This is a genomic window from Lederbergia citrisecunda (assembly GCF_018343695.1).
GTDB lineage: Bacteria > Bacillota > Bacilli > Bacillales > Bacillaceae_C > Lederbergia > Lederbergia citrisecunda.
In genome coordinates this window covers 3,975,949-3,999,611 of sequence record NZ_JAGYPJ010000001.1, presented here as the reverse complement: position 1 = coordinate 3,999,611, position 23,663 = coordinate 3,975,949, and the positions used below count along the sequence as shown (strand labels likewise).

The window sequence follows — 23,663 nt, the reverse complement described above, 5'->3', positions numbered from 1 at the left end:
CCCTTTTTTGATAAAACGTTATACCTATATTTTAAGTCCTGTAATAAAAAAGTCAATAAATTTTATCTTTTTATTATTTTTTACCACTTTTTCGGGGGTTTTTAATAAAATATAGGCATGTGCATTCGTTTTCCTAGTAAAACTTTTTACCGAATGAAGTTTTTTATTTTACTGTATTTCGCCATTTTATTTTTGCTGAAATTTTAAAGATATCTTTATTTCTTGTCCCTTGAATCATTTCCACTAATTCCTTAGCTGCTAAATAGCCACTCTCATAACGGGGAATCGCTACTGTAGTTAGCTCATATGTCTCCGCAGCAGTCGCATCATCAAATCCTGTAACAGAAATATCCCCTGGTACAGAATAATTACTTTCTTTCAATGCTTTCATCGCACCTATCGCCATATTGTCGTTTGAGCAAACTAATATTTCAGGAAGATTGTTACTTAAAGTAATAATATTGGCCGCACGGTATCCACTTTCTTCAGTAAAGTCACCAAAATAATAATGAGTTCTTTGAAATGGAATATTATTATTCTTCAACGTGTCAGTAAATGCTTGAAATCGCTCTTGGTGATCAAGTGAACTTTCAATCCCGCCAATATACCCAAAATTACGGAATCCTTTATTTATGAGGGTTTGGACAAGCTCAGACATAACAGTATAGTTCTCAACAATTACGCTTTGAATGTAATCGTTGTTAACAATTCTATCCATGACTACGATTGGAAACTGTTCATCTGCAACAGAAACAAGGAATTCATTATCCATTTTTTTATCTAAAACAATAGCCCCTCTAGCAAAATTATTACGCATGAAATTTTTGCTAGAACTTGTCGTACATACGATTAAATCAAAGCCATTTTCAGATAAATAATCATTGATCCCCTTTATAATTTTTAAATAAAAATTTCTTTCAAAATCGCTGAAATTAAAGACAATCGTATTTGTTTTTCCCGATTTCAAACTTTTCCCAATTAAATTAGGCTGGTAACCTACCTCTTCACAAATTTGTAAAATACGTTCCCTCGTTTCTTTTCCAACATTTTTCCTTCCGTTGATCACGTTGGAAACTGTAGAAACAGAAACACCTGCCATTTTCGCAATGTCCTTTATGCCAACCAATTCCATGCCCCTCGCTTCGAGTTATTTTCTGCCTTTAGTAAAACACAAAAAATATATTTTGTAAAATTTACTTTTTGTTTTAGTAAAATGGACTCACCTTTGTAAAGGCGAGTCCTTCTTACTTTCAGTTTCACTTTTTCAGCTCAAAAACTTCAAACAATTCTGTATCACTATCGGAACCTATGTAAGCTTTAAATTTGCCACTTTCACTTTCAAATGACATGCTTGCTGTATAAAATCTTAGTATTTCTTCCGTAATATCAAATTCTAACGTTTTTGATTCACCAGGTTGAAGCTCGATCTTTTTGATTGCTTTTAACTCTTTTACAGGTCGAACAACGCTTCCTGCCAAGTCTTGGATGTATAATTGGACAGTTTCTTTTCCTATATACTTCCCTATATTTTTTACCCATATAGAAACAGTTAGTTTTTCATTTTCTGACAGTAGCTTCTTATCAAGTGTTAGGCCAGAATATTCGAATTCTGTGTACGATAATCCAAAACCAAAAGGAAATAATGGCTCATTTGGGATATCTGTATATCTTGATTGGAAGCGATGGCCAGTCTCTCCCTTTTTTAAAGGTCTACCTGTGGTAAAAGCATTATAGTAAACAGGAATTTGTCCAACACTGTATGGAAAGCTCATCGACAATTTCCCAGAAGGATTTACATCATTAAATAGAACATCTGCAATCCCGTTTCCACCCTCTGTTCCCGGGAACCAAGCTTCTACAATTGCGTTTGCCTTCTCATTAATTTCTTTTATATCAAGTGGTCTCCCATTAAATAAAACGACTACAATATTCTGGTTAACTTCATGGACCTTCCTAAATAATTCTAGTTGAATCTCAGGTAATGTGATTTCCGCCCTACTTCCGCCTTCGCCACTTTGGATAAAATGCTCGCCCAACGCAAGAACGACAACATCAGCCTTACGAGCAAGTTCTACCGCTTCCTTTAAATCAGCCTCAGCCGCTTTTGGATCGAATTCCTTTTGTTCTACCACATTTGCGAATCCACTAATTTTCGTATCTGGATCTAAAATCTCACTGCCTTTTGCAAAGCTAAATTGTGACCCTTCAACTTTTTCCAATACTGCTTCTTTTAATGTGACTACTTGATCTGTATCCCCATGGATGGACCATAAACCACTTAGCGCTTTATTATCTACATACGGACCTATAAAGGCAATGTTCTGGTTATTTTTACTTAAAGGTAGAGCACCTTCATTTTTCAAAAGGACTAATGATTCACCTACAATTTTTCTCGCTAAGCTACGGTGTTCATCACATAAAATTAATTCCTTTTCTTTTTCTTCATCCGCGAAACGATACGGATTTTCAAAGAGCCCTAATTGATTTTTCAATTGCAGGACACGCATCACAGATTCATCGATCAATTGCTCCGAAATTTTTCCTTCTTCGACCAACTTTTTCAAATTATGAACATATACAGGTGTAACCATATCAATATCGACGCCCGCTTCAATTGCAAGTCTCGCCGCCTCTTCTCCATCTTCAGCTACACCATGTGCCATCAGTTCTGCAATCGCGGCATAATCTGAAATCAATACACCTTCAAAGCCCCACTCATCTCTCAAAAGATCTCTCATTAACCATTTATTACCTGTCGCAGGGATTCCATCAACCGTGTTGAATGCTGTCATTACCATTGCACATCCTGCATCAAGTGCAGCTTTATATGCCGGTAAATATTGCTGCCTTAATGTTCTTTCAGACATATCCACTGTATTGTAGTCACGGCCACCTTCTGGAGCACCGTACGCGGCAAGGTGTTTTACACAGGCTGCAAGTGTACCTTCTTCGGATAAGGAATCACCCTGATAGCCTTTCACCATCGCTGCACCAAAAAGACCATTCAAATACACATCTTCCCCAGTTGACTCCATCACCCTTCCCCAACGCGGGTCTCTTACTAAATCAACCATTGGTGAAAAAGTAATATGTAATCCTGAAGCAGCAGATTCCTTCGCAGCAACTGCAGCACTCTCTTGCACCAAATCTGGATTAAATGTACTACCAAGTCCAAGCGGGATCGGAAAAATAGTTTTATAGCCGTTAATGATATCCGCCATAAAAAGCAAAGGGATTTTGTGGCGATTCTTTTCCAAGTATTCCGTTTGGATCTGTTTTAGTTTTTTCGCACCTAATACATTTAAAATTGATCCTGTATTATTCACAGTATCTTCTTCAAATTTCATGTAGCTAGAAGGTCCTGTACTAATATCAGACCCCTTATAATAATCCCCCGTTAACTGCAACAATTGATCAATTTTTTCTTCTAACGTCATGTTCGATATAAATTCATTTAATTTAGCTTGATTCATCGTCAACCCTCCTATTTTATAAATTTAATGTTATTGATCATCTATGGACAAAATACGTATAATTTCATTGACCGTTTTAGCCTCGAGCATTTTTTCGATATTATCAGAATCCGAGCACACCACTGCGATTCTAGATAAGATTTCAAGATGAGTACCGTCTTTGCCAGCGATTCCAAATATCAGTTGAGCTTTTTGGCCATTGAAATCCACTCCCTTTGGTGCCTGAATGACCGTGATTCCAGAATATAAGACATCCTCCTTCGCCTCTTCCGTACCATGTGGGATAGCCACGCCATGCCCCATATACGTCGAAAGCATTTCATCTCTTTCAATCATGGCATCTATATAGCTTTCATTAACATATCCTGCTTGCACTAAAGCGTTGCCAGCAAAACGAATGGCCTCTCCCTTACTAGTAAACTCTTGATTTAAAAAAATATTTTCTTCTAAAAGTAGATTGATTTCTGACTTAGGCTGTTTTTCAATAATCATCATCGTATCCTTCCTATTATTATTTTGCAGATGTTCCATTAATTGGTCGTATTCTAGACTTGATAAGAAATGATCAACTGATATATGATACGCGTTTGGCGCCTTCTTTTTAGCCCTTTCCGTCAACTCCTTCTGCGTAATGACAAGTTGAGCATTCAAAGGAAGGTCGTTGATCGCAGAATGTAAAACTTCTATATTTGCATCTATATCTTGTACTCTTTTTCGAAGAAGTGAGGCCCCCATTACGCTTGAACCCATCCCTGCATCACAAGCAAAGTAAATTTTATTGACAACAGGAATGCTTGGGACTAGATCGGCATCCTCTAATTCTTCATCTTTAACCGTTTTCAGTATGGGGATTGAGATGAGAAAGGACACCATTCCAGCGATTAATACTCCGGCAAGATTTGCTATATATGCGCTAGTATGATGAGGAGTCAAAGCTAGTATGGAAACAATACTGCCCGGTGATATAGGGCTATACACTCCTCCCCCCAAAAAAACAAATGTTGCAATCCCGCATATTCCACCTAAGATAACAGCTACAATTAACAATGGGCGCATGAATATATATGGAAAATATACCTCATGTATCCCGCCAAAAAATTGTATAAGCGCCGCTCCTGGTGCTGTATGTTTGGACGTGCCTTTCCCAAATAAGCTATAAGCTAGTAAAACACCAACGCCAGGTCCTGGATTTGCCTCCATTAGAAAAAGAATGGATTTTCCGGTCTCCACCACTTGTTCAATCCCGATTGGCAATAATAACCCATGGTTGAGTGCGTTATTTAAAAATAATAGTTTTGCTGGTTCTATCAAAATACTTGTAAAAGGAAGCAATCCTGTTTCTGTCAGCCAATAGATTCCGGTCGTAAGAGTCTTTGTCACTATGGTGAAAGTTGGACCTATCGTAAAAAATGCTACAATGGCGAGTAACCCGCCAATGATTGCTGCTGTGAAATTATTAACTAGCATTTCAAAACCGGATTTTATTTTTCCTTCAACGATACGATCTATATTTTTTACTAAAAAGGCTCCCAGTGGACCGATGATCATAGCTCCTATAATCATCGGAATGTCGGCACTGGCAATCACACCTGCCGCAGCCATCGAACCAACAACCGCTCCACGTTGATCATATACTAATTTACCACCTGTATATGCTATTAATAGCGGTAGTAAATACGTGATCATCATATGGGCTATAGTAGAGAGATGTTCATTTGGAAAAAGTCCTGCCGGCAGAAACAGAGCTGCAAAAAGACCCCATACAATAAAAGCTGAAATATTTGGTATGACCATCGAACTTAAAACATTTCCTAGCTTCTGAATTGCTATTTTTATATTAAATTGGCTCATTTGCCACTTTCCCCCATCCATCATTGCATCTTTAATGTTACGGCAGATATCTTCTTCTATCAATCATGATTTTTATTTTATAGACTTTACTACCGATTTTATTAGATTTATTACCGTAAAGGTGGGATTTGCTTCCGAACAAGCACAGGTTACTACCGATAGATTATTAAATCTCCTTTTCGGGTATGTATGACAAGAACATGTTGAAAAACTGATAATATTCCTATAGAGATAGTCCAAAATAACGTGTTATTCTAAAGTGTAAGACATTTTCCCACCAAGTAGGAGGAAAGCTAAAAGTGAATTCAACCCCTATACGTATTTTGACGATACTTCTAGTGGTCATGGTTGTTAGTCTTCAAAGCGGTTGTAGCTTAATTCAAAGAGGAAATCAAGATCGATCAAATATCGTTTCTAATGAAAATGGCAGAGCTAAAACTTCCGAATCAATAAAAAATCACAGAGAGGCTACGAAGGATAATTCATCTCCAGAAGAAAAACAAAACACAAAGGATAAAAACAAAGAAGAAAAGGCAGTTGAACCCAAAGAGGATTCTAGTGATAATAAGAGCAATAAACTAGAGCAAACTAATAAAGAAAATGAAAATGCCATTCACGTTATAAGTCAACCCGAGGCAATTGCGGTACTCGTCAATAAACAAAATAAACTTCCTGATCATTACGCGCCGGAAGATTTAGTGATCCCTAATGTCCGGTTTATTAATAGAGGCAATTTTGATAAAAATAAAATGCGGAAAGAGGCAGCAAGAGCATTAGAGAAAATGTTCGCAGGTGCTGAAAAAGATGGGATTCTATTAGCTGGAGCATCAGGATATCGCTCACAAGCTACACAAGAAATACTGTATAACAGCTATGTGAAAAGGGACGGAAAGGCAGCAGCGGAGCGATATAGTGCAAATCCAGGTCATAGCGAACACCAGACCGGGTTAGCAATGGATGTATCAGGCATCAACGGCAAATGTGCCGCAATGGATTGTTTTGGAGGTTCACCCGAAGCAAATTGGTTGACTGAGCATGCTCACGAATACGGATATATCGTTCGTTACCTGAAAGGAAAAGAACATATTACCGGATATCAATATGAGCCATGGCATATGCGTTATGTTGGCATTGACATTGCAAAAGAAACTTTTGAAAAAAATATCACATTAGAAGAGTATTTTGACTCAGCTATTCCTGTTAGCGGAAATAAATAGTCTAAAGTAAAATAAGCAGATCTTGGGTTTAACCCAGGATCTGCTTTTTATGTATTTATGAAAAGCTCATGAGCCCTTCCTCATAAGCGAAAATATTCCAAACCTTATCTAAAGACTTATCTCTTGTTTTCAATAAGACCGATTCCGAGCCCCGTAGGATCCACTAAATACGCCAAATAAAAATCATCAAATTCCATCTTATCCCTTACAATCATAGCCCCATTTTCAACGGCCTTGGCGATAGACTCATCCATTGATTCAACTTCAATTTGTATTCTAGTTCCAAATGGATAGTCATGCGGACCTTTAGCAATTCCACCGTCTATACCTTTCACACCACTTCCTGTAGCGACTTCTCGATAATCCCAGTGTGGCTCAGCTACTTCCCATCCAAATACTTTAGAATAAAATTCAGCCGCTTTTTCAGGATCTTGACTATTGAGTTCAAATCCGATTACTCTACCCATTTCGAGCACCTACCCCATAAAGTTTTATTACGTAAAAGTTTCTACATGTTCGATATAATTCCTTCATATTCTTCTCAGTATTTTGCATAATAAGGAAATTTTAGCTAAATATATACTAAAAAAAGGAAGGATAATCGAAATGAATTTAGGGTTTGTGGCATTAGTTTTTTATTTCACTATCTACTCATTTCTAGGATGGTTGCTAGAGAATACGTATAACTTTATGACTGAAAAAAGGTTTTTCAAAGAAAATTTTTTGAGAGGCCCATTTAAACCAATGTACGGTTTTGCGCCACTACTATTAATTGCTTTGATTGCAAAGGATACTCATTGGTCAATCATTTTATTATATTGCTTATGTATTCCTACATTTGTGGAGTATACGAGTGGCCTGCTCCTTCACACTTTCTTTCGTCGTAGATGGTGGGACTACTCGGGACATCCATTCCAATTACATGGTCACATCTGCTTATTATTCTCAATATATTGGACTTTTCTTTCCCTTTTCGTATTAAAATTTATTCAACCATTATTGACTGACATTTATGGAGTTTTGCAACCATATTGGATTTGGTTATTTCCTTTTGTTATTTTATATTTCATCGTAGACCTTATATACGCTACCCTCAAACATTCATCAAAGCACGAGGATTTGGTAGAACAAATTCAGCGATAGAATGTACTAAAATAGCAGATAGGCTATGTATAAAGCTACTCCCCAAATCATAATAGCGGAAATTTTATTAATCGTATTGAGCAGCTTTCCTTCGATATCTATGTCTCCTAGCTTTTTTCCTGCAATGGCAAGTCCAAAAAACCATAGCCATGACACTAAAATGGTTGAGGCAGTAAAAGCAATTTTATCAAGACCACTATAGCTAAGTGAATTCGTTCCGATGACACCGATCGTATCAAGGATAGCGTGAGGATTAAGCAATGAAACTGACATAGCAAACATCATTTGCTTTTTAGGTGACATTGCTTTTTCTTTTTTATTCATTTTTGTAGGTTTACTTTTCCAAATAACCCACCCCATATAAAGAAGAAAAAGCAATCCTATTACAAATAATATGGTTTGCAAAATAGGAATCGTTAACACAACGACGGAAACTCCTAAAATAGCAAATAAAATGAGGAAAGAATCGCACAGTGAAGCTGTTAACACTACAGGCAATACCCTTCTAAAAGTTGTTTGTGATGCCCCTTGGTTAAATACAAATATATTCTGTGCCCCAAGAGGTAGTATGAGTCCAAAAGCTAATGCAATTCCGTGAAAAATAGCTAACAACATTTCAACTTACACTCCTAAACCATTCCAATATATGAATAAGTCATTTTATCATGTAAATAAAAATTCGTTCAAATGAATGAAAATAGACTCCCTGCAAAAGAGAGTCCACGATGAATAAAATATTTTTTCATTAACTAAGAAAATCACCCCTTGAAAAAAGGGGCTTGTAAAAATAGGATGTAGCATAGAAGAAAAAATATTGGACCGACTAAATATGGTTTTTGAAGGATGCTAATAAGAAGGTTCTGTTTTTTAACATACGTAATAACTTCAAAAAGAATCATCAAGCTGATAAATACGACAATTGTAAACATGATCATAATGATTCGATCCCAATCAGCTGGTTTCAGCATCACTCCTAGCATGGCTCCCATCATCCCTGCCATGATTCCAGAGAGAAATCCCTCAAAAACAGCTAGAAATGAAAAACATATTCCTATAACAATTCCAATTATTGAGCCGACTCCCATTCCGATCACAGTGGCCAAGAACATATTGCTTTGAAATAATATCCCCATTAATGTTCCTATAAATAATCCAATTCCCATGGCAATAGACATAGTAAACAACATTCCGTGCATCTTGCTCACTTTCTTTCTCACAATAAAAGCTGAAATTCCAGCTCCAGCTGAAAAGACGAACAAAAGAAAAGACAACAGGATTAAGGAATTAGACACTGTATCATCTCCGGCGTTTTTGTACAAGTATATGATGCACCGGAAATATTCTGCACAGTATTTTTTACATAGCACGTTTTTGTAAATTTATTAATCCTGTAAGGATAAAACATACTATCATAGCGACTACAGAAACAAACATGGCAAGCACAAGACCAATGAATGCCATAAACGTATCGTTTTCAGGGTTACTAGGCTCCAAAGTTATGGCCATATAAAGAAATCCAAGAAATAAAAATAAATAAAAACTGCTTCCGATTCCGCTCATAGCGTGTTGATTGGATGGTATCTCTACTTTTCGGGCCGCTCGACTAGGTTTACTGGCTGGTATCTCTATTTTACTGGCTACTCGTCCCAGTTTACCGGCCGGCATCTCCTTTACTGTCCACTCGTCCCAGTTTACTTGCAGGCATCTCCACTTTACTGGCCAATCATCATTGTTTACTGGCCGTTCATTCTCTTATAGCTTAAAAGTGTTATGCACTAGATACATTGTCCCACAAGTAATGAATAAATAATGGCTCTTCACTTTTAAAAAAATATGCAGCCCTGTGGCAATTCACAGGACTGCATATTTTCATGTCTTGTAAGATACAATTATATCCTCACTGCAGCTGGATGATCCTCTTTTACTATATCAAGCGATGCTGCTCTTGCATTTACTTCCACTTGTTCCGGGCTCTTACAGCCAGGAATTACACATGTAACAGCTGGATGATTCAGGCACCACGCCAACGCCCATTCAGCCATATTGACACCTTCAGGCACTTCATTTTTTTGGATTTCCTCTACGAGACGAAGTTTTTCGTCTACTTCATCACGGTTACGTCCTTTTCTAACATTATCACTGAAAACAGCTCCAGGCTTGTATTTACCGCTTAAAAATCCACTAGCCAAAGGAACACGAGCTAGTACACCTAAGTCTTGTTCAATACAAGAAGGGAAAACTTCCTTTTCAGGGACTTGATCAATTCGGTTATAAACAACTTGGATCGCTTTCGCATTTACCTCAGTTGCTTTAGATGTTTGATAAATATTAGCGTTACTTCCAATCGAGATGCCTAGGTTTCTAATTTTGCCTGCTTGTACTTGCTTGTCCAACATCGTCCACAAATCATCGTTATCAAAATCTTCATCTGAGCCAGAGTGGAATTGATAAAGGTCGATATAATCAGTCTGCAACGCTTTTAGGGATTCCTCCAGTTGTACGCGAATGGCATCAACACTCCATGCATGTTCCCAATGGTCGTGCCACTTGTGACCAAACTTGGAAGCGACTACCCAATCTTCGCGTCGGTCGCGTTTAAGGAAATCGCCGATAAAACGCTCTGACATATGATGGGGACCATAACATTCAGCCGTATCAATCAAGTTTATCCCCAATTCTTTAGCACGTGTCAGAATCGCATCTGCCTCATCTTGGTTAAAATCCTTACCCCAGTCACCACCAAATTGCCAAGTGCCAACCCCGACGACGGAAACATTTAAATCCGTTTTTCCTAAGCGTCTATACTTCACAAACAACACCCCTACACTCATATTTTGGTAATGCTTTCATACTATATTTATACCATAACGGAAAGCCTTTCCACTAGTTTTTGGTATTGATAGTTTACGTTTACAGTGTTAATTTTCCAATTGACCAAAACTAGCCTCATAAAGCCGCTTTGTCTCAATGAAACGTTCTAAAGATGTCTGTGTTCCCATGACTACAGAAATAAGCCGGATATCGTCTCTTTCCACAGTACCCGAAAAGCAATAGCCTGCTTCATCTGTAAAACCTGTTTTAAGACCATCCACTCCCTCGAAGCTTACTTGTTCATTGTTTCCCGGCAACATCAAATTTGTATTAATGTAAGTTTGATCACCAAATGTTAATTTATGTGTTGATGAAACATTAAGAATTTCTGGAAATTGAGTAATTAAAGATCTCGTTAAAATCGCTAAATCTTTTGCTGACATCTCATTAGCATCTTGTGGTGCGCCAGTAGAATAATATTCTCCAAGATCTTCATTATTTAGGCCTGTACTGTTTACAAACTTTGAATTATTCAAACCAAGTTCTTTTGCTTTTCCATTCATTTTCTCAACAAAATCTTTCTCACTGCCTGAAACTGTCTCCGCTAATGCAATCGTCGCACCATTTGCCGAATGAATGGCCATTGCATGAAACAAATCGCGAATCGTATACGATTGATCTTTTTGTAAATGAACTGAAGCGAAACCAGGGGTATTGGAAATGGTATATGCATAATCACTGACTGTAATGGATTGCTCCCAAGCAAGTTTACCTTCTTTTATTGCTTCCAACACCAAATACTCCGTCATCATCTTCGACATACTTGCAGTAGGGAAAGGTTCATCGCTATTTTTTTCATAAAGAATACTTCCATCCCTCGTATCAATCAACATAGCAGCTTTTGCATTTATATTCATTTCCGTTAACGGATGAATGACTTTTATCGAAAATTCTTTCGACTCTACCTCATGTTGTTGAAGTGGCAAAAAACTGACGGGCAATTGAGTATTTGATTCGTTTGCCGATTTTATGAAAAAATACAGGCCACATCCAATCATTAACAACAAGATTAGTATAGTAATTTTTTTAGATTGCCTCATGAAAACCTCCCGAGATACAGATTGTCATATCCACTATAGCAAAAATTTCATTTTTTGGATGAAACTTTTTATTAAACGATTTCGTATAAATAGGAAATATGGCATAGCGATGGTGTTGAGTATGAGTACTGGTACAATTATTTTTATAATCGTAATGGGCTGGGCATTGATTATTCACGGTGGCTTAACGTATTTAATCGTGAAGAAAAAGGAATATAGCCTCATTTCTGGTTTTTTGAACAGGCCGAAAGAAGAACAGGAATATTTAATTCAAAATGGGTACATGGAGGCGCTTGGGAATATTTTCAAAATAACGTTTTATTTGTTTGCAGCAACGTTTATAGCAGGGCTGCTACCTATCCCATATGGTTTTGAGATTGGCCTTGCCATCTTTTTACTTGCTTTGCTTGGCGGCCTCATTTGGATGCAAAAATACGAAGTCCCTCACAAACGTAAGAAAATGTACTGGATTACAGGAGGGATCATGGCTGTAACCATTGCATTAGTTGGCGGCCTCACAATCGCAGGCTGGGTAGACAACGAGGTTACTGTTAATCAAGAAAACTTCAAAATATCGGGAATGTACGGAGTCGAATGGACCATCGAGGATATAACGTCCGTTGAACTGTTAGAAGAACTTCCGGAAGTGATTATGAAGTCAAATGGCTTTGCAGCATCTGGTCAGTTAAAGGGTCGTTTTCAATTAGAAGAACCGTACGGTAGTGGCTTATTATTTGTGAATGGGAAAAACAAACCTTATTTATATGTAACTACAAAAAAGGACTACTTAATTTTAAATCGAAAAAATAGTGAAGATACGAAAAATATTTATGAGTCTCTACTTAAAGTTTGGGAAAATAATAAGTAATTTAAAAGAGGCTGGGACATAACTAGCTTCAATTAACGAAAAAAGCGAAATTGAGCGTACTTAATTTCGCTTTTTTCTATTTTCTATATTAATGCTTATTCATTCTTAGTTGTTGGCTGCGAATTTTCGTAAATTCACAGCCATTAACGCTAGACCCATTTCGTTTTCAACCTTCGATTTTCCTCGTAAAGAAAATCGAGTGAAACGCAAATTAGCCTTCAAGAATCCAAAAACTGGTTCCACATCGATTTTTCGTTTACGATAGATGGAACTCGTTTTTTCTTCTGAAAGCTTCGCTCTCACATATTCTTTTTGTTGTTCCCACTTCTCATTCACCATTAATTTTCGATTATTTCCCTCTTTTGCTTTTGTACATGATGAACGGAAAGGGCAGCCTGAACAGTCTTCACATTCATAGATCTTAAACTCTCGTTTGAAGCCTGTTTTATCCATACGTACAGAATGATATTTAAAAACTACGCTTTGTTGATTTGGGCAAGTGTATGTATCGTTTTCTTTATCATAATGCCAGTTGTCTGGATTGAATTCGTTTTGTTTATATTTTTTCTTTTGCTCTTTGAGGTACATGCCATACGTAATTAAAGCTTCTCGTTTACGATTCGAAATGACATCATCATAATTCTGTTCACTACCATAACCTGCATCTGCGACAATATGCTTTGGTAACTTAAAATAATCTTCCTCAATTGTGTCTAAGAAAGGGATTAATGTACGTGTATCTGTGGGATTTGAAAATAGATTATAGGCAAGCGCATATTGACCCTCTGTTGCGACTTGTACATTATAGCCTGCCTTCAATTGACCATTTTTCATATAATCATCTTTCATGCGCATAAATGTCGCATCGTGATCCGTCTTTGAATAACTATTTCGTTCGCCAAAGATTTCAAAGTCTCGTTGATAGTTTTGTTTTCGAACAATATAATCCATTAATTGTTTCCGTGCTTGTTTCGGGAATTTCCGCTTATTTCTTAAAACTTTACGTTCTTCTACATCTGAAGAATCTCCGATTCTTTTGTCATACTCAGTAACGACATCGTCTACCTTTTTGGCTAATTGAGTAAGTTCTTCAAGTGATAACTGTTCTTCACTTTCTCGTTCAATTTCAGGTATAATTTCTTTTTCAAGTAACTCGTTGTATAGTTCATTTGACTTTTCAATTAATCCAATATGATACTTTTCGATAGATTTCTTCCATACAAAGGTAAATTTATTCGCATTTGCCTCTATCTTTGTACCATCAATAAAAACAGCTTCTTGATCGATAAGTTTTTCTTCGATCAATTGGCAACGGAATTGGACGAAACATTGGCGTATTAATTCTTTCACTTCTGCTTGAACACGGAATCGGTTGATTGTGCGGTAGCTCGGTTCATACCCTTGAGCCAGCCACATCATACGGATACTGTCTTTTAATTGGGCTTCAATTTTGCGCCCTGAGAAGACAGATTGCGAATAGGCACATAAGATAAGTTTAAGCATCATGCGTGGGTGATAGGCAGGACAGCCCTCATTTCGTAGAAATGGTTCGAACGCTTCATGAGGAATACTTTCAACTAAATGATGGATATGGAAGGCAATATCATTACTTTGTAATTTTACTTCTAAATCTAAAGGCAAAACTATTTGATTCATGTTATAATTTTTAAACATAAGGACACTTCTTTCTGATTAGATTTGGTGTGGTAACTTAATTTTATCAGAAGTTGTCCTTATTTTATTGCAAAAATATTCAAAGCCGGAGAAATTTTACTCGTTGTAAAATTTCTCCGGCTTTTTCATTCAGAGGTGAGTTTTGTCCCAACCTCCTTATTTTGTATTTATCTTACTGTTTTTAACGCGCCGCTCCAAGAAACAACTTCTTCAAGCATAGTATTTACATTTTGTAGATGTAACTCAGCTGGTTTGAATTCACTGAAGTTTTCAAAGTCTGTAAATAATGATAGTGTTGGATGTGTACGAACATCAGCAATTTTCAATTCTCCACAGATTCCACGTAAATGTTCAGCTGCACGAGCTCCACCTGTAGAACCATAACTTACGATTCCAGCAGCTTTGTTATACCATACATCACGAGCTGAATCCAAAGCATTTTTTAAAGCTCCTGTAATGCTGTGGTTGTATTCTTGAACAATAAAAACAAATCCATCTAAACTAGCAAGCTTTTCATTCCAAGCTTGTAATCCTGGTTCGGTACCAGTACCTTCTCCTAAAAATGGCAATTTATATTCTGCTATATCTACGATCTCGTAATTAGCATCTTCACGCTTATCAGCGATCCCTTTTACCCATTCTCCAACCTGTGGACTAACGCGTCCTTGACGAGTACTTCCTAAAATAATTCCGATGTTTAATTTTTCTTGTGCCATGTATTTTTCCTCCTAAATGACTCTTTGATGATAAAGTACTAACGAACATAACACTCGCTTGAGTATTATCAGTTGGTTACTTTATGTAAGTAATTATATTTATACAATCCGGGAATGTCAAGCTTTGTGATTTACATCCAATAAAAGTTATCCGTTCTCTAATTTACAAGCACATTGGTTTTTTCATAGTGACCTCAGAGTCAAGTTTTCTTGCATATTGTCACAATAATTGCTTCAAAGACCTAAGAGTTCGTTTTTTCTTCTTTACGGGCACGATGGATGGCTCATTTGTAATCCGTTATCAACGTTGAAATAATTAACTGTTCAAGAATACTTTTCCTCTATTTTTATCATGGGATTGAACTGCACGGACTGCTTCTTTTACATGCATTAAGTCGTAATGATTGCATGGGGTCATGAGTGTCAATCTTTTTTCGCTAATAAAAGAAATCATCTGATTAAATGTATAATGCCATTCTTTTACAGATACTTTTTGATTCCAATGACGCAAATGAAACAGCTTTACATTTGCTAATGGAGAGATTTTCTTCCAATCGACGGGTTTACCTGATAAAAGTCCGATTGATAAGAAATTGCCGTTAGGTTGAAGACAATAAGCTAATTCTAGGCCATCTTGACCTCCGACAGAATCGATTGCAGCCGTTACTCCTCGTCCATTCGTTACTTCCCGAACCTCATTAACTAGTGATGATTCGGATGTATTGATAACGTATGTAGCTCCAAGTTCGAGCAACTCTTTAATATGAAGGTCCTTTCTTACGACCGCGATTAGCTTAAAGCCAAGAATGTTTGATAACTGGGCAAAGATTCTACCGATCGAAGAACCACAGGCATTAACAAGTAAAAATTCCCCCGGTTGCATCTGTAATATTTTCGTACAAACAATCCAGGCGGTGACAGGATTAATGTATAGCTGAGCTGCTGTAAAATCATCTATTGTATCCGGAATTAGAATTGCCAATTCCGCAGGTGCTTGAACATATTCTTGCCACGTTCCTTCCCCGCGAAGTGGTAATATACGCCTACCAAGTAGTTCCTTCGGTACTGAAGGACCCACTTCTTCTACAACACCAACACCTTCGTAGCCCGGAATCACCGGTAAAGAAATTCGATGTGAATATGATCCATAAATGGGAATTAGATCTGAAGGATTGATTGGACGCGTAATCATTCGAACAAAAATTTCCCCAGCACCAGGATTTTGAATATGCCTATTTTCAATTGTCAGCACATCTTGGGGATTGCCAAAATCATAGTATTTCACACATTTAGCTTCCATCATTAAAAGCTCCTTTTACTTACATCTTCCATTGACATGACCTCTCGCCAATTTTATACTATTATCGTAACTTAAATACTAAAAAATGATTTGTGGACTTTTCTAGAGATTCTCTATTTTCGCCACACAACTGTATAAAAACAGTTGCGTGGCTTTTTTATGTGTAGAAAGGATGGAACATATGAAAACATGGCAATATGCCTTAATTGTGTTTTTAGGCGGATGTTCTTACGGAGTGCTATCAACTGTTGTGAAGTTAGCTTATGGAGCTGGTTTTTCAGTGACAGAAGTAATTGGTGGCCAATACTTTTTTGGCGTATTACTTATTTGGCTGATTTTCCTATTTACAAAGAAACAAAAAATGAAATATAAACAATTAGGGAAACTTTTATTATCGGGACTTCCCTTCGGCTTAACAGGTGTATTTTATTACCAAGCTTTACAATCATTGAACGCATCTTTAGCGATCATTTTCCTATTTCAATTCGTATGGATTGGAACATTTATAGATTGGGCTTTGTTCAAGAAAAAGCCCGATTTCAATAAAATTATTTCAATTATCATCTTAATCCTCGGCTCTGTTCTTGCAGCAGGGATTGTCGTTGAAAAAGGGATAAATGTTACGTGGCAAGGTTCAGTTTGGGGCATACTCTCAGCTATAACTTTTACCGTTTCAATTTTTCTAAGTGGTTCAGTCGAAAAGCAATTACCACCTGTCCAAAGAAGCACTCTTATAGCTACAGGTGCTTTTATCACAGCCAGCGCCATATTCCCACCTGTATTTTTAGCAGATATACATGTCGCGATGGGGGTTGCTCCATATGGTTTATTTCTAGGATTATTCGGTGTAGCTTTACCTCCGCTGTTATTTTCAATCGGGATGCCTCATGTTGGACCAAGTCTTGGAACAATTTTATCTGCGTCCGAGCTTCCAGTAGCTGTGACGATGGCTTCAATCATTTTAGCTGAACATGTCGGCTTGTCTCAATGGTTTGGAGTTGTTTTAATACTAGGTGGAATTATATTCGGGAATGTACAAAGTTCAAAACCTAGCGCAAATCCACTTTCGATAAATAAGTTAGCAAAATAAATATTACATTGAGGAAAGGAAATTGTTTATCCTTTCCTCTTTTTTATCTGGACTATTTTCGGATAGATTATTGCCTTTCGTAAACTGTAATAAATCCTAAAGTAGCCATAATTCGGGGCATCTTTTCTTAAAATGGATAGTCACTTCTAACCCCAATGAGGATGTATATAAGATTTTCATCACGAAAAAAACAAAGTTTAAGAAAAGAGTCTTTATCTATTTCATAGGTTCCATTTTAACAATAGACCTAAATGTGTAAGTCCTCCACCAAAACCGTAAAGTAATAATGTATCCCCATTTTTCACTTTACCGTCTTCGATGCCAAGGTTAAGAGCTAAAGGAATAGATGCAGATGAGGTATTTCCAAAGTACTTCACACTCGTTAATGTTTTTTCTATCGAAACATTTGATTTTTCACAAATTGATTCAATCATTCTTAAATTAGCACTATGGGGGATGAACCAATCAATATTGTCTATATTTAACTGAGCAATACCTACTAATGCTTGAATTCCTTCTGGTACAGTTCGCGATGCCCATTTATATACTTCCCTGCCATTTTGAACGATTTTTCCTGAATCGCTTAATGGTTTTCCGTCCATCGTTGTTGAAAATGATGTACGGTAAACATGAATGCCCCCTTCACCATTTGCTCCCATATGAGCGGCCAAGAAACTAGGATTTTCATTATCATACTCGACTAGCATAGCCCCAGCACTATCTCCGAACAAAATACAAGTTGTTCTATCTTCATAATCAGTCACTTTTGATAAAGTTTCCGTTGCTACAACTAATATTTTTTTATGGGCTCCTGCAGTTATTAAATTATTGGCTAGATGCAAACCATACGTAAAGCCCGCACACGTAGCATTCAAGTCAAATGCTCCTGTACAAGGAATTTTAAAGTGATTTTGAATTTGACAGGCAACACTAGGAAACGCATAGTCTGATGTGGTCGTGGCAACTATGATACAATCAACGTCTTTTACATCCTTACTATATTTCTCAATCAAATTTTCTATTGCTTTATACGCCAAGTGGGATGCAAATTCCTCTTCACCTGCAATTCTTCTTTCCTTCATTCCTGTCCTCTGTACAATCCATTCATCATTTGTATCAACCATTTTTTCCAAATCTTCATTTGTTAATTTCTTCTCAGGAACGTAGGTACCAATGGCGGTTATCCGAGCTTTAGATGGAATCATACGATTTCACTCCTTTTTGCTTCTATTATAACACCAAGTATTAGTACCTGGTAATAATTAATTGAACAAAAAAACTATACCCTCATGGATATAGTCAATTGTTTATTGATTGTTTATGAAATCCTTCTGTCTATTTTTAATCGTAGTCTAACTTAAATCGAACAATGTTAAAATAAACGATTCAAATTAGCCATCTCAATCGCTGATACTGCAGCATCGTAACCTTTGTTGCCTGACTTTGTCCCCGAGCGCTCAATGGCTTGTTCGATGTTTTCTGTTGTCACAATGCCAAAAATTACAGGTACACCTGTTGATAAACCTACAGAAGCTATACCTTTTGCTGCTTCATTACATACATAATCATAATGAGACGTGGATCCACGGATTACGGTCCCTAGACCGATAATGGCATCATACGTTTTTGTTTCCGCCATCTTTTTCGCAATAAAAGGAACCTCAAAAGCACCTGGCACCCAAGCTACATCAATATCTTCCTCGGAAACACCGTGGCGTTTCAAGCCGTCCAAAGCACCGCCCAATAATTTTCCTGTTAAAAATTCATTAAATCTACCTACCACTATCCCTATTTTCAACCCTGTTCCAATTAATTGTGCCTCAAATACTTGTCCCATTTTAAATCTCTCCTATGCTAAAATATGATTCATTTTTTCTTTCTTTGTCATTAAATATTGTTTGTTTTCTTCCACTGCAGGAATTTCTATAGGAACTCGCTCCACAACTTTTATTCCGTATTTTGTCAAACTTTCAATCTTCTCCGGATTGTTCGTCATTAAGCGTACTTGTGATATACCAAGATCACGGAGCATTTGAGCACATAGCCCGTACTCACGCATTTCTGGCGGAAATCCTAATTTTACATTCGCCTCAACCGTATCGTAACCTTGCTCTTGCAGCTCATAAGTTTTTAATTTGTTAATTAATCCAATGCCCCTGCCTTCTTGACTCATGTAAAGAATGACTCCTTGTCCTGCTTCTTCAATCATAGCCAATGATTGAACTAATTGAGGGCCGCAATCACAGCGTTTTGAATGAAAAATATCACCTGTCAAACACTCAGAATGAATACGAACAAGAGGAACGTCATCTTTTCCAACACTTCCTTTAAGGATTGCTACGTGATCTTCACCATCTATCTGATTGGAATAGCCAATCATCTGAAATTCACCGAATGAAGTAGGAAGCTTTACAGACGCCTCACGTTTTACCAGTTGATCATGCTTGTATCGATAAGTAGCTAAATCCGAAATGGTTACTAACTTCAGATTAAATTCATTAGACAATTTAATTAGCTCTGGTACTCTCGCCATTTCACCGTTGTCACTCATAATTTCGCAAATGACACCTACAGGGCTTGCACTACAAAGATTTGCAAAATCTACCGCAGCTTCCGTATGTCCTTGTCTCTTAAGTACACCATTTTCTTTTGCTACTAGTGGAAAAATATGACCAGGTCGACGGAAATCTTCGCCTATTGATTCTGAATTTAAAAGATTAGTTATTGTTTCAGACCTTTCAAATGCACTAATTCCAGTTTTCGTGTTCTTATGATCAATGCTTACCGTAAAGGCTGTTTGATGATTGTCCGTATTTTCATCAACCATTGGAGTTAATTTAAGTTGCTTTGCCAATTGTTCCGTGATGGGTGTACAGATTAACCCACGTCCATGCCTTGCCATAAAATTGATATTCTCAGGCGTAGCGTAATCCCCTAGCACAAAAAAATCTCCCTCATTTTCACGGTCTTCATCATCTACAACAATAATTATTTTACCTTTTTTCAAATCGTCTATTGCTTCTTCAATAGTATTAAACAATATCTATACACCGCCTTTCTTAAAAACCATTCAGTTTTAAAAAATCCATTGTAATGGAAGAGCCTTTTTGAGTTCGATTCAAATGATTAACTACATATTTAGACAGCAAATCAGTTTCTATATTGACTAATTCATGCTCTCTTTTATCTCTTAAAATCGTCTCCTTAAAGGTGTGAGGTATTAAGGAAACAGTCAACTTTGTAGGTTGAACATCGAAAATCGTTAAACTTATACCATCAATGGCAACTGAACCCTTTAGCATACAATATTGGCTCATCTCCTCACCAATCCCAATATCGATATAGACTGCATTTTCCACTTTTCTTTTTCGCAAAATTTCACCTGTTCCATCAACGTGGCCCGAGACGAAATGGCCACCAAATCGACCAGTTGGCGGCATAGCACGTTCTAAATTAACCTTATGCCCTATTTGTAAAGATTGGATATTTGTCGATTTTACTGTTTCGGGCATAACATCAACCGTAAAGGTCGTATTCGAAAATTCAACGACGGTCAAGCATATTCCGTTTACCGCAATACTATCCCCAAGATGAATGTCTTCTAATATCTTTTTAGATTCTATCGTCAGCTGCATGCTTTTAAGTCCGTTTTTTATGGCTGTCACTTTACCTATGTCTTCTACAATCCCTGTGAACATGATATAACCTCATTTCAATGTAGATGTTATCTTCAAGTCCTCCCCAATTACTGCCACTTTTTGAAACGTTAATCCGTATGCTTCGTTCATTTCTTTTACGTTTAAATCTTCGAACATGGAAATGGCCGAATTTCCTCCGATTATTTTCGGCGCCACATACGTAATCAATTGATTTACCTTACCTGACTTCAAAAAGCTTGCATTAATAGCCCTACCACCTTCTACATAAAGTTTGCTCACTTGGCGTTTTCCAAGGATTTTAAGTAACTCGTCGATTTCAATTAATGGTTTCGAAAGTTGAATGATCTCTACGTGTGGCTGTGTAAAGCTAGCAATTTTATCTTTTTCAACCTTTGAACCAGTAAAAATCCATGTTTTCGATTGATTGTCCGTTATTACTTTCTTATCAGGCGTTATTTTTAATTGAGTATCTAAAATGATTCGTATCGGTTGCCTTTTCGTCTTCCCATACCGGTTCGTTAACATTGGATTATCCGCTATAACAGTCCCAATTCCGACTAAAATAGCATCATGCTTCTCTCTATCTAAGTGGACATCTTCTTGTACTTCTTTACCAGTGATTTTTTGATCGAGACCAGCCTCTGCTGCAATTTTTCCATCCAATGTAATTGCCTGTTTCAATGTGACAAACGGTTGTTTTTGTTGAATAAAATGAAAGAAAGCTTTATTCAACTCATCTGCTTGTTCTTTCAAAATACCTGTTTTCACTTCAATCCCAGCTTCTCTCAAAAGGGCAATGCCTTTACCTGCGACTAGTGGATTAGGGTCCATTGAAGCAATTACGACACGATGCACACGAGATTCTATTAGTGCCATTGCACAAGGCGGAGTTTTCCCATAGTGACTACAAGGTTCAAGCGTTACATAAACCGTACTGCCTTCAGCTCTATCTCCTGCCATTTTTAAAGCGTTGACTTCCGCATGTGAAAATCCAGTTTTTAAATGAGAACCAAATCCGATAATTTCCCCATTTTTTACGATCACAGCCCCTACAGTAGGATTTGGAGAGGTTTGTCCTTCTGATACTTGAGCAAGTTTTAAGGCGAAATCCATATAAAACTCGTCGGTCACTTTTCCACCTCCAATCAAATGTTTTTTACAAAAATAAAACCCCGTAGAAGGATCTCTGCGAGGTTTTAGGAGTTTTTGTATTTTAAGCATTGTCAAATAAACCTTTAGAAGTGCATTTTTTCTTCCAAAGAAATAAGCTGTGCCCAATACATCCTTCTCCCATCCAGACTATACTGTCGGCTTTGGACTCTCACCAAATCCTGCCTTTTACAAGGCTCACGGGCTTAGAATTTCTTCATCACCGTCGATTGGGAATTTCACCCGACCCCGAAGGACTATGCCTATTAAGTTTTGTTGGTGCTTTCGTAAAATAGAAAACCCCATAGATCAGCTCTACGGGGTGATTAGGAGTTTTTGTATTTTAAGCATTGTCAAATAAGCCTTTAGAAGTACATTTTTCTTCCAAAGAAATAAACTGTGCTCAATACATCCTTCTCCCATCCAGACTCTAACTGTCGGCTTTGGACTCTCACCAAATCCTGCCTTTTACAAGGCTCACGGGCTTAGAATTTCTTCATTACCGTCGATTGGGAATTTCACCCGACCCCGAAGGACTATGCCTATTGAATTTTGTTGGAGCTTTCGTAAAATAGAAAATCCCATAGATTAGGTCTACGGGGTGATTAGGAGTTTTTGTATTTTAAGCATTGTCAAATAAGCTTTAGAAGTATTTTTTCTTCCAAGGAAATAAGTCATGCTCATACATCCTTCTCCCATCCAGACTATACTGTCGGCTTTGGATTCTCACCAAATCCTGCCTTTTACAAGGCTCACGGGCTTAGAATTTCTTCATCACCGTCGATTGGGAATTTCACCCGACCCCGAAGGACTATGAAATTATAAAGGTTATTATAACACTCTGTGTATTGAAATTCATCTGTAAAATATATCAATTAATTAAAAATCAAACAACATTTTCTTTTTAAGTTAAAGAACAAGTTAAGTTAGTACTGTTTAGTATCTCAGAATAATATATGATTATGTATTAGTAAATAAGATATTTTTTGTATTCATATTAAAGATTCGTGTTCGAACATCATTTTCAGAAATGAACACAGTTGAACCGTCTGAATCAATGCAATAGGCAATAGGAATCGATATACTTGAATTCCGATACGAACCATCTGCGTGACTTGTTCCTATAATCATCGTCTTGTGTGCAATTGCAATCTTTTGCGCTTCTGTTATCCACTCTTCGAATTGGGCTTTACTAAACATTCCAACACCGATCGGATGAATGATTAAATCAATCTCCCTATCTAGGTTCTCCTGTTCTACCTTTATTCCTTGAACAATTAGTTCATCACATAGAATATGCCCCATTTTCAGCCCTTCTTCTGTGATAAAAGCTGTGGAACTATATTTAATACGATCTAAAATAATTTCCCCCTGTCGATTGATGATGATGGCTCTATCTTTTGGATGTTCCTTTAATCTTCGGTAGCCTCCAATCAAAATAGTATTATGTTTTCTTGCCAAAGCACATGCTTCCTCCACATTTTCATTTAGATATCCTTCAGGAAATATAACGATATCCACGGAAGGGTTCTTTTCCAATTCGGCTTTAAGCTGGTCAATCGTTTTTTCAAGCTTCGGTTGAATGATTAATATATTCATTTTAGCTCCCTTG

21 protein-coding genes, 1 pseudogene and 3 riboswitches are annotated in these 23,663 nt (G+C 37.1%); of the genes and pseudogenes, 4 read left to right on the top strand and 18 right to left on the bottom strand.

Annotated elements, in window-relative coordinates; genetic code table 11:
* Positions 1 to 163: 163 nt before the first annotated feature.
* The 3 genes from KHA93_RS19640 to KHA93_RS19630 form a co-directional block, all read right to left on the bottom strand.
* Positions 164 to 1,132 carry a LacI family DNA-binding transcriptional regulator gene (locus tag KHA93_RS19640; RefSeq protein ID WP_349772321.1) on the bottom strand — a complete coding sequence of 323 codons (969 nt, stop codon included), beginning with the start codon at positions 1,130 to 1,132 and terminating at the stop codon, positions 164 to 166.
* 124 nt (positions 1,133 to 1,256) lie between these two features.
* On the bottom strand, positions 1,257 to 3,473 hold the full coding sequence (gene bglX, locus KHA93_RS19635; RefSeq protein ID WP_213112253.1) for a beta-glucosidase BglX: 2,217 nt from the start codon (positions 3,471 to 3,473) through the stop codon (positions 1,257 to 1,259).
* Between the two features lie 30 nt (positions 3,474 to 3,503).
* Positions 3,504 to 5,324 carry a PTS sugar transporter subunit IIA gene (locus KHA93_RS19630; RefSeq protein ID WP_213113048.1) on the bottom strand — a complete coding sequence of 607 codons (1,821 nt, stop codon included), beginning with the start codon at positions 5,322 to 5,324 and terminating at the stop codon, positions 3,504 to 3,506.
* A 299-nt stretch (positions 5,325 to 5,623) separates the two neighbouring features.
* On the opposite strand from KHA93_RS19630, the gene KHA93_RS19625 reads away from it, so the two are divergent.
* Positions 5,624 to 6,541 carry a M15 family metallopeptidase gene (locus KHA93_RS19625; protein ID WP_349772320.1) on the top strand — a complete coding sequence of 306 codons (918 nt, stop codon included), beginning with the start codon at positions 5,624 to 5,626 and terminating at the stop codon, positions 6,539 to 6,541.
* Between the two features lie 116 nt (positions 6,542 to 6,657).
* Here KHA93_RS19625 and KHA93_RS19620 read toward each other — a convergent pair whose 3' ends face one another.
* Positions 6,658 to 7,008 carry a VOC family protein gene (locus KHA93_RS19620; protein ID WP_213112252.1) on the bottom strand — a complete coding sequence of 117 codons (351 nt, stop codon included), beginning with the start codon at positions 7,006 to 7,008 and terminating at the stop codon, positions 6,658 to 6,660.
* Positions 7,009 to 7,147: 139 nt separating this feature from the next.
* Between KHA93_RS19620 and KHA93_RS19615 the strand changes: the two genes are divergently transcribed.
* Entirely contained in the window at positions 7,148 to 7,684 is a 537-nt protein-coding gene (locus KHA93_RS19615; RefSeq protein WP_213112251.1) for a putative ABC transporter permease, read from the top strand.
* A gap of 6 nt (positions 7,685 to 7,690) precedes the next feature.
* Here the strand turns inward: KHA93_RS19615 and KHA93_RS19610 are convergent, their stop codons facing one another.
* The 5 genes from KHA93_RS19610 to KHA93_RS19590 all read right to left on the bottom strand — a co-directional run bounded on the left by KHA93_RS19610 (position 7,691) and on the right by KHA93_RS19590 (position 11,595).
* Positions 7,691 to 8,299, bottom strand: a complete 609-nt coding sequence (locus KHA93_RS19610; protein WP_213112250.1) for a LysE/ArgO family amino acid transporter — start codon at positions 8,297 to 8,299, stop codon at positions 7,691 to 7,693.
* Between the two features lie 143 nt (positions 8,300 to 8,442).
* The gene (locus KHA93_RS19605) at positions 8,443 to 8,976 is read right to left on the bottom strand and encodes a hypothetical protein (protein ID WP_213112249.1); all 534 of its coding nucleotides are present in this window, start codon (positions 8,974 to 8,976) and stop codon (positions 8,443 to 8,445) included.
* A 64-nt stretch (positions 8,977 to 9,040) separates the two neighbouring features.
* Entirely contained in the window at positions 9,041 to 9,349 is a 309-nt protein-coding gene (locus KHA93_RS19600; RefSeq protein WP_213112248.1) for a hypothetical protein, read from the bottom strand.
* A gap of 224 nt (positions 9,350 to 9,573) precedes the next feature.
* Complete coding sequence (locus tag KHA93_RS19595) at positions 9,574 to 10,494, bottom strand: aldo/keto reductase (protein WP_213112247.1); 921 nt, start codon at positions 10,492 to 10,494, stop codon at positions 9,574 to 9,576.
* 108 nt (positions 10,495 to 10,602) lie between these two features.
* A complete protein-coding gene (locus tag KHA93_RS19590; protein ID WP_213112246.1) occupies positions 10,603 to 11,595 on the bottom strand; it encodes a D-alanyl-D-alanine carboxypeptidase family protein in 993 nt (330 codons plus the stop codon).
* Between the two features lie 121 nt (positions 11,596 to 11,716).
* On the opposite strand from KHA93_RS19590, the gene KHA93_RS19585 reads away from it, so the two are divergent.
* Positions 11,717 to 12,463, top strand: a complete 747-nt coding sequence (locus KHA93_RS19585; RefSeq protein WP_213112245.1) for a DUF3784 domain-containing protein — start codon at positions 11,717 to 11,719, stop codon at positions 12,461 to 12,463.
* Positions 12,464 to 12,571: 108 nt separating this feature from the next.
* Here the strand turns inward: KHA93_RS19585 and KHA93_RS19580 are convergent.
* From KHA93_RS19580 to KHA93_RS19570, 3 genes and pseudogenes are all read right to left on the bottom strand, one after another.
* A pseudogene (locus KHA93_RS19580) lies at positions 12,572 to 14,137 on the bottom strand (IS1182 family transposase); the annotation flags it as partial.
* Positions 14,138 to 14,304: 167 nt separating this feature from the next.
* Entirely contained in the window at positions 14,305 to 14,853 is a 549-nt protein-coding gene (locus tag KHA93_RS19575) for an NADPH-dependent FMN reductase (RefSeq protein WP_213112244.1), read from the bottom strand.
* Positions 14,854 to 15,169: 316 nt separating this feature from the next.
* The gene (locus tag KHA93_RS19570; protein WP_349772319.1) at positions 15,170 to 16,156 is read right to left on the bottom strand and encodes a zinc-dependent alcohol dehydrogenase family protein; all 987 of its coding nucleotides are present in this window, start codon (positions 16,154 to 16,156) and stop codon (positions 15,170 to 15,172) included.
* Positions 16,157 to 16,334: 178 nt separating this feature from the next.
* Here KHA93_RS19570 and KHA93_RS19565 point away from each other — a divergent pair, with 178 nt between their 5' ends.
* Complete coding sequence (locus tag KHA93_RS19565) at positions 16,335 to 17,243, top strand: EamA family transporter (protein WP_213112243.1); 909 nt, start codon at positions 16,335 to 16,337, stop codon at positions 17,241 to 17,243.
* Positions 17,244 to 17,464: 221 nt separating this feature from the next.
* Here the strand turns inward: KHA93_RS19565 and KHA93_RS19560 are convergent, their stop codons facing one another.
* From KHA93_RS19560 to KHA93_RS19535, 6 genes are all read right to left on the bottom strand, one after another.
* The gene (locus tag KHA93_RS19560) at positions 17,465 to 18,445 is read right to left on the bottom strand and encodes a ketoacyl-ACP synthase III (RefSeq protein WP_349772364.1); all 981 of its coding nucleotides are present in this window, start codon (positions 18,443 to 18,445) and stop codon (positions 17,465 to 17,467) included.
* Positions 18,446 to 18,615: 170 nt separating this feature from the next.
* Positions 18,616 to 19,080, bottom strand: a complete 465-nt coding sequence (ribH, locus tag KHA93_RS19555) for a 6,7-dimethyl-8-ribityllumazine synthase (protein ID WP_213112241.1) — start codon at positions 19,078 to 19,080, stop codon at positions 18,616 to 18,618.
* A gap of 12 nt (positions 19,081 to 19,092) precedes the next feature.
* Positions 19,093 to 20,283, bottom strand: a complete 1,191-nt coding sequence (locus KHA93_RS19550; RefSeq protein ID WP_213112240.1) for a bifunctional 3,4-dihydroxy-2-butanone-4-phosphate synthase/GTP cyclohydrolase II — start codon at positions 20,281 to 20,283, stop codon at positions 19,093 to 19,095.
* A 19-nt stretch (positions 20,284 to 20,302) separates the two neighbouring features.
* Positions 20,303 to 20,941: a riboflavin synthase gene (gene ribE / locus KHA93_RS19545; RefSeq protein ID WP_213112239.1), complete on the bottom strand. Its 639-nt coding sequence runs from the start codon at positions 20,939 to 20,941 to the stop codon at positions 20,303 to 20,305.
* 9 nt (positions 20,942 to 20,950) lie between these two features.
* Positions 20,951 to 22,033, bottom strand: coding sequence for a bifunctional diaminohydroxyphosphoribosylaminopyrimidine deaminase/5-amino-6-(5-phosphoribosylamino)uracil reductase RibD (gene ribD, locus KHA93_RS19540; RefSeq protein ID WP_213112238.1), 1,083 nt, complete (start codon positions 22,031 to 22,033; stop codon positions 20,951 to 20,953).
* Between the two features lie 147 nt (positions 22,034 to 22,180).
* A riboswitch (FMN riboswitch) is annotated at positions 22,181 to 22,312 on the bottom strand.
* A 146-nt stretch (positions 22,313 to 22,458) separates the two neighbouring features.
* A riboswitch (FMN riboswitch) is annotated at positions 22,459 to 22,591 on the bottom strand.
* 143 nt (positions 22,592 to 22,734) lie between these two features.
* Positions 22,735 to 22,866, bottom strand: a riboswitch (FMN riboswitch).
* A 145-nt stretch (positions 22,867 to 23,011) separates the two neighbouring features.
* The gene (locus KHA93_RS19535; RefSeq protein WP_213112237.1) at positions 23,012 to 23,650 is read right to left on the bottom strand and encodes a carbon-nitrogen hydrolase family protein; all 639 of its coding nucleotides are present in this window, start codon (positions 23,648 to 23,650) and stop codon (positions 23,012 to 23,014) included.
* Positions 23,651 to 23,663 lie beyond the last annotated feature (13 nt).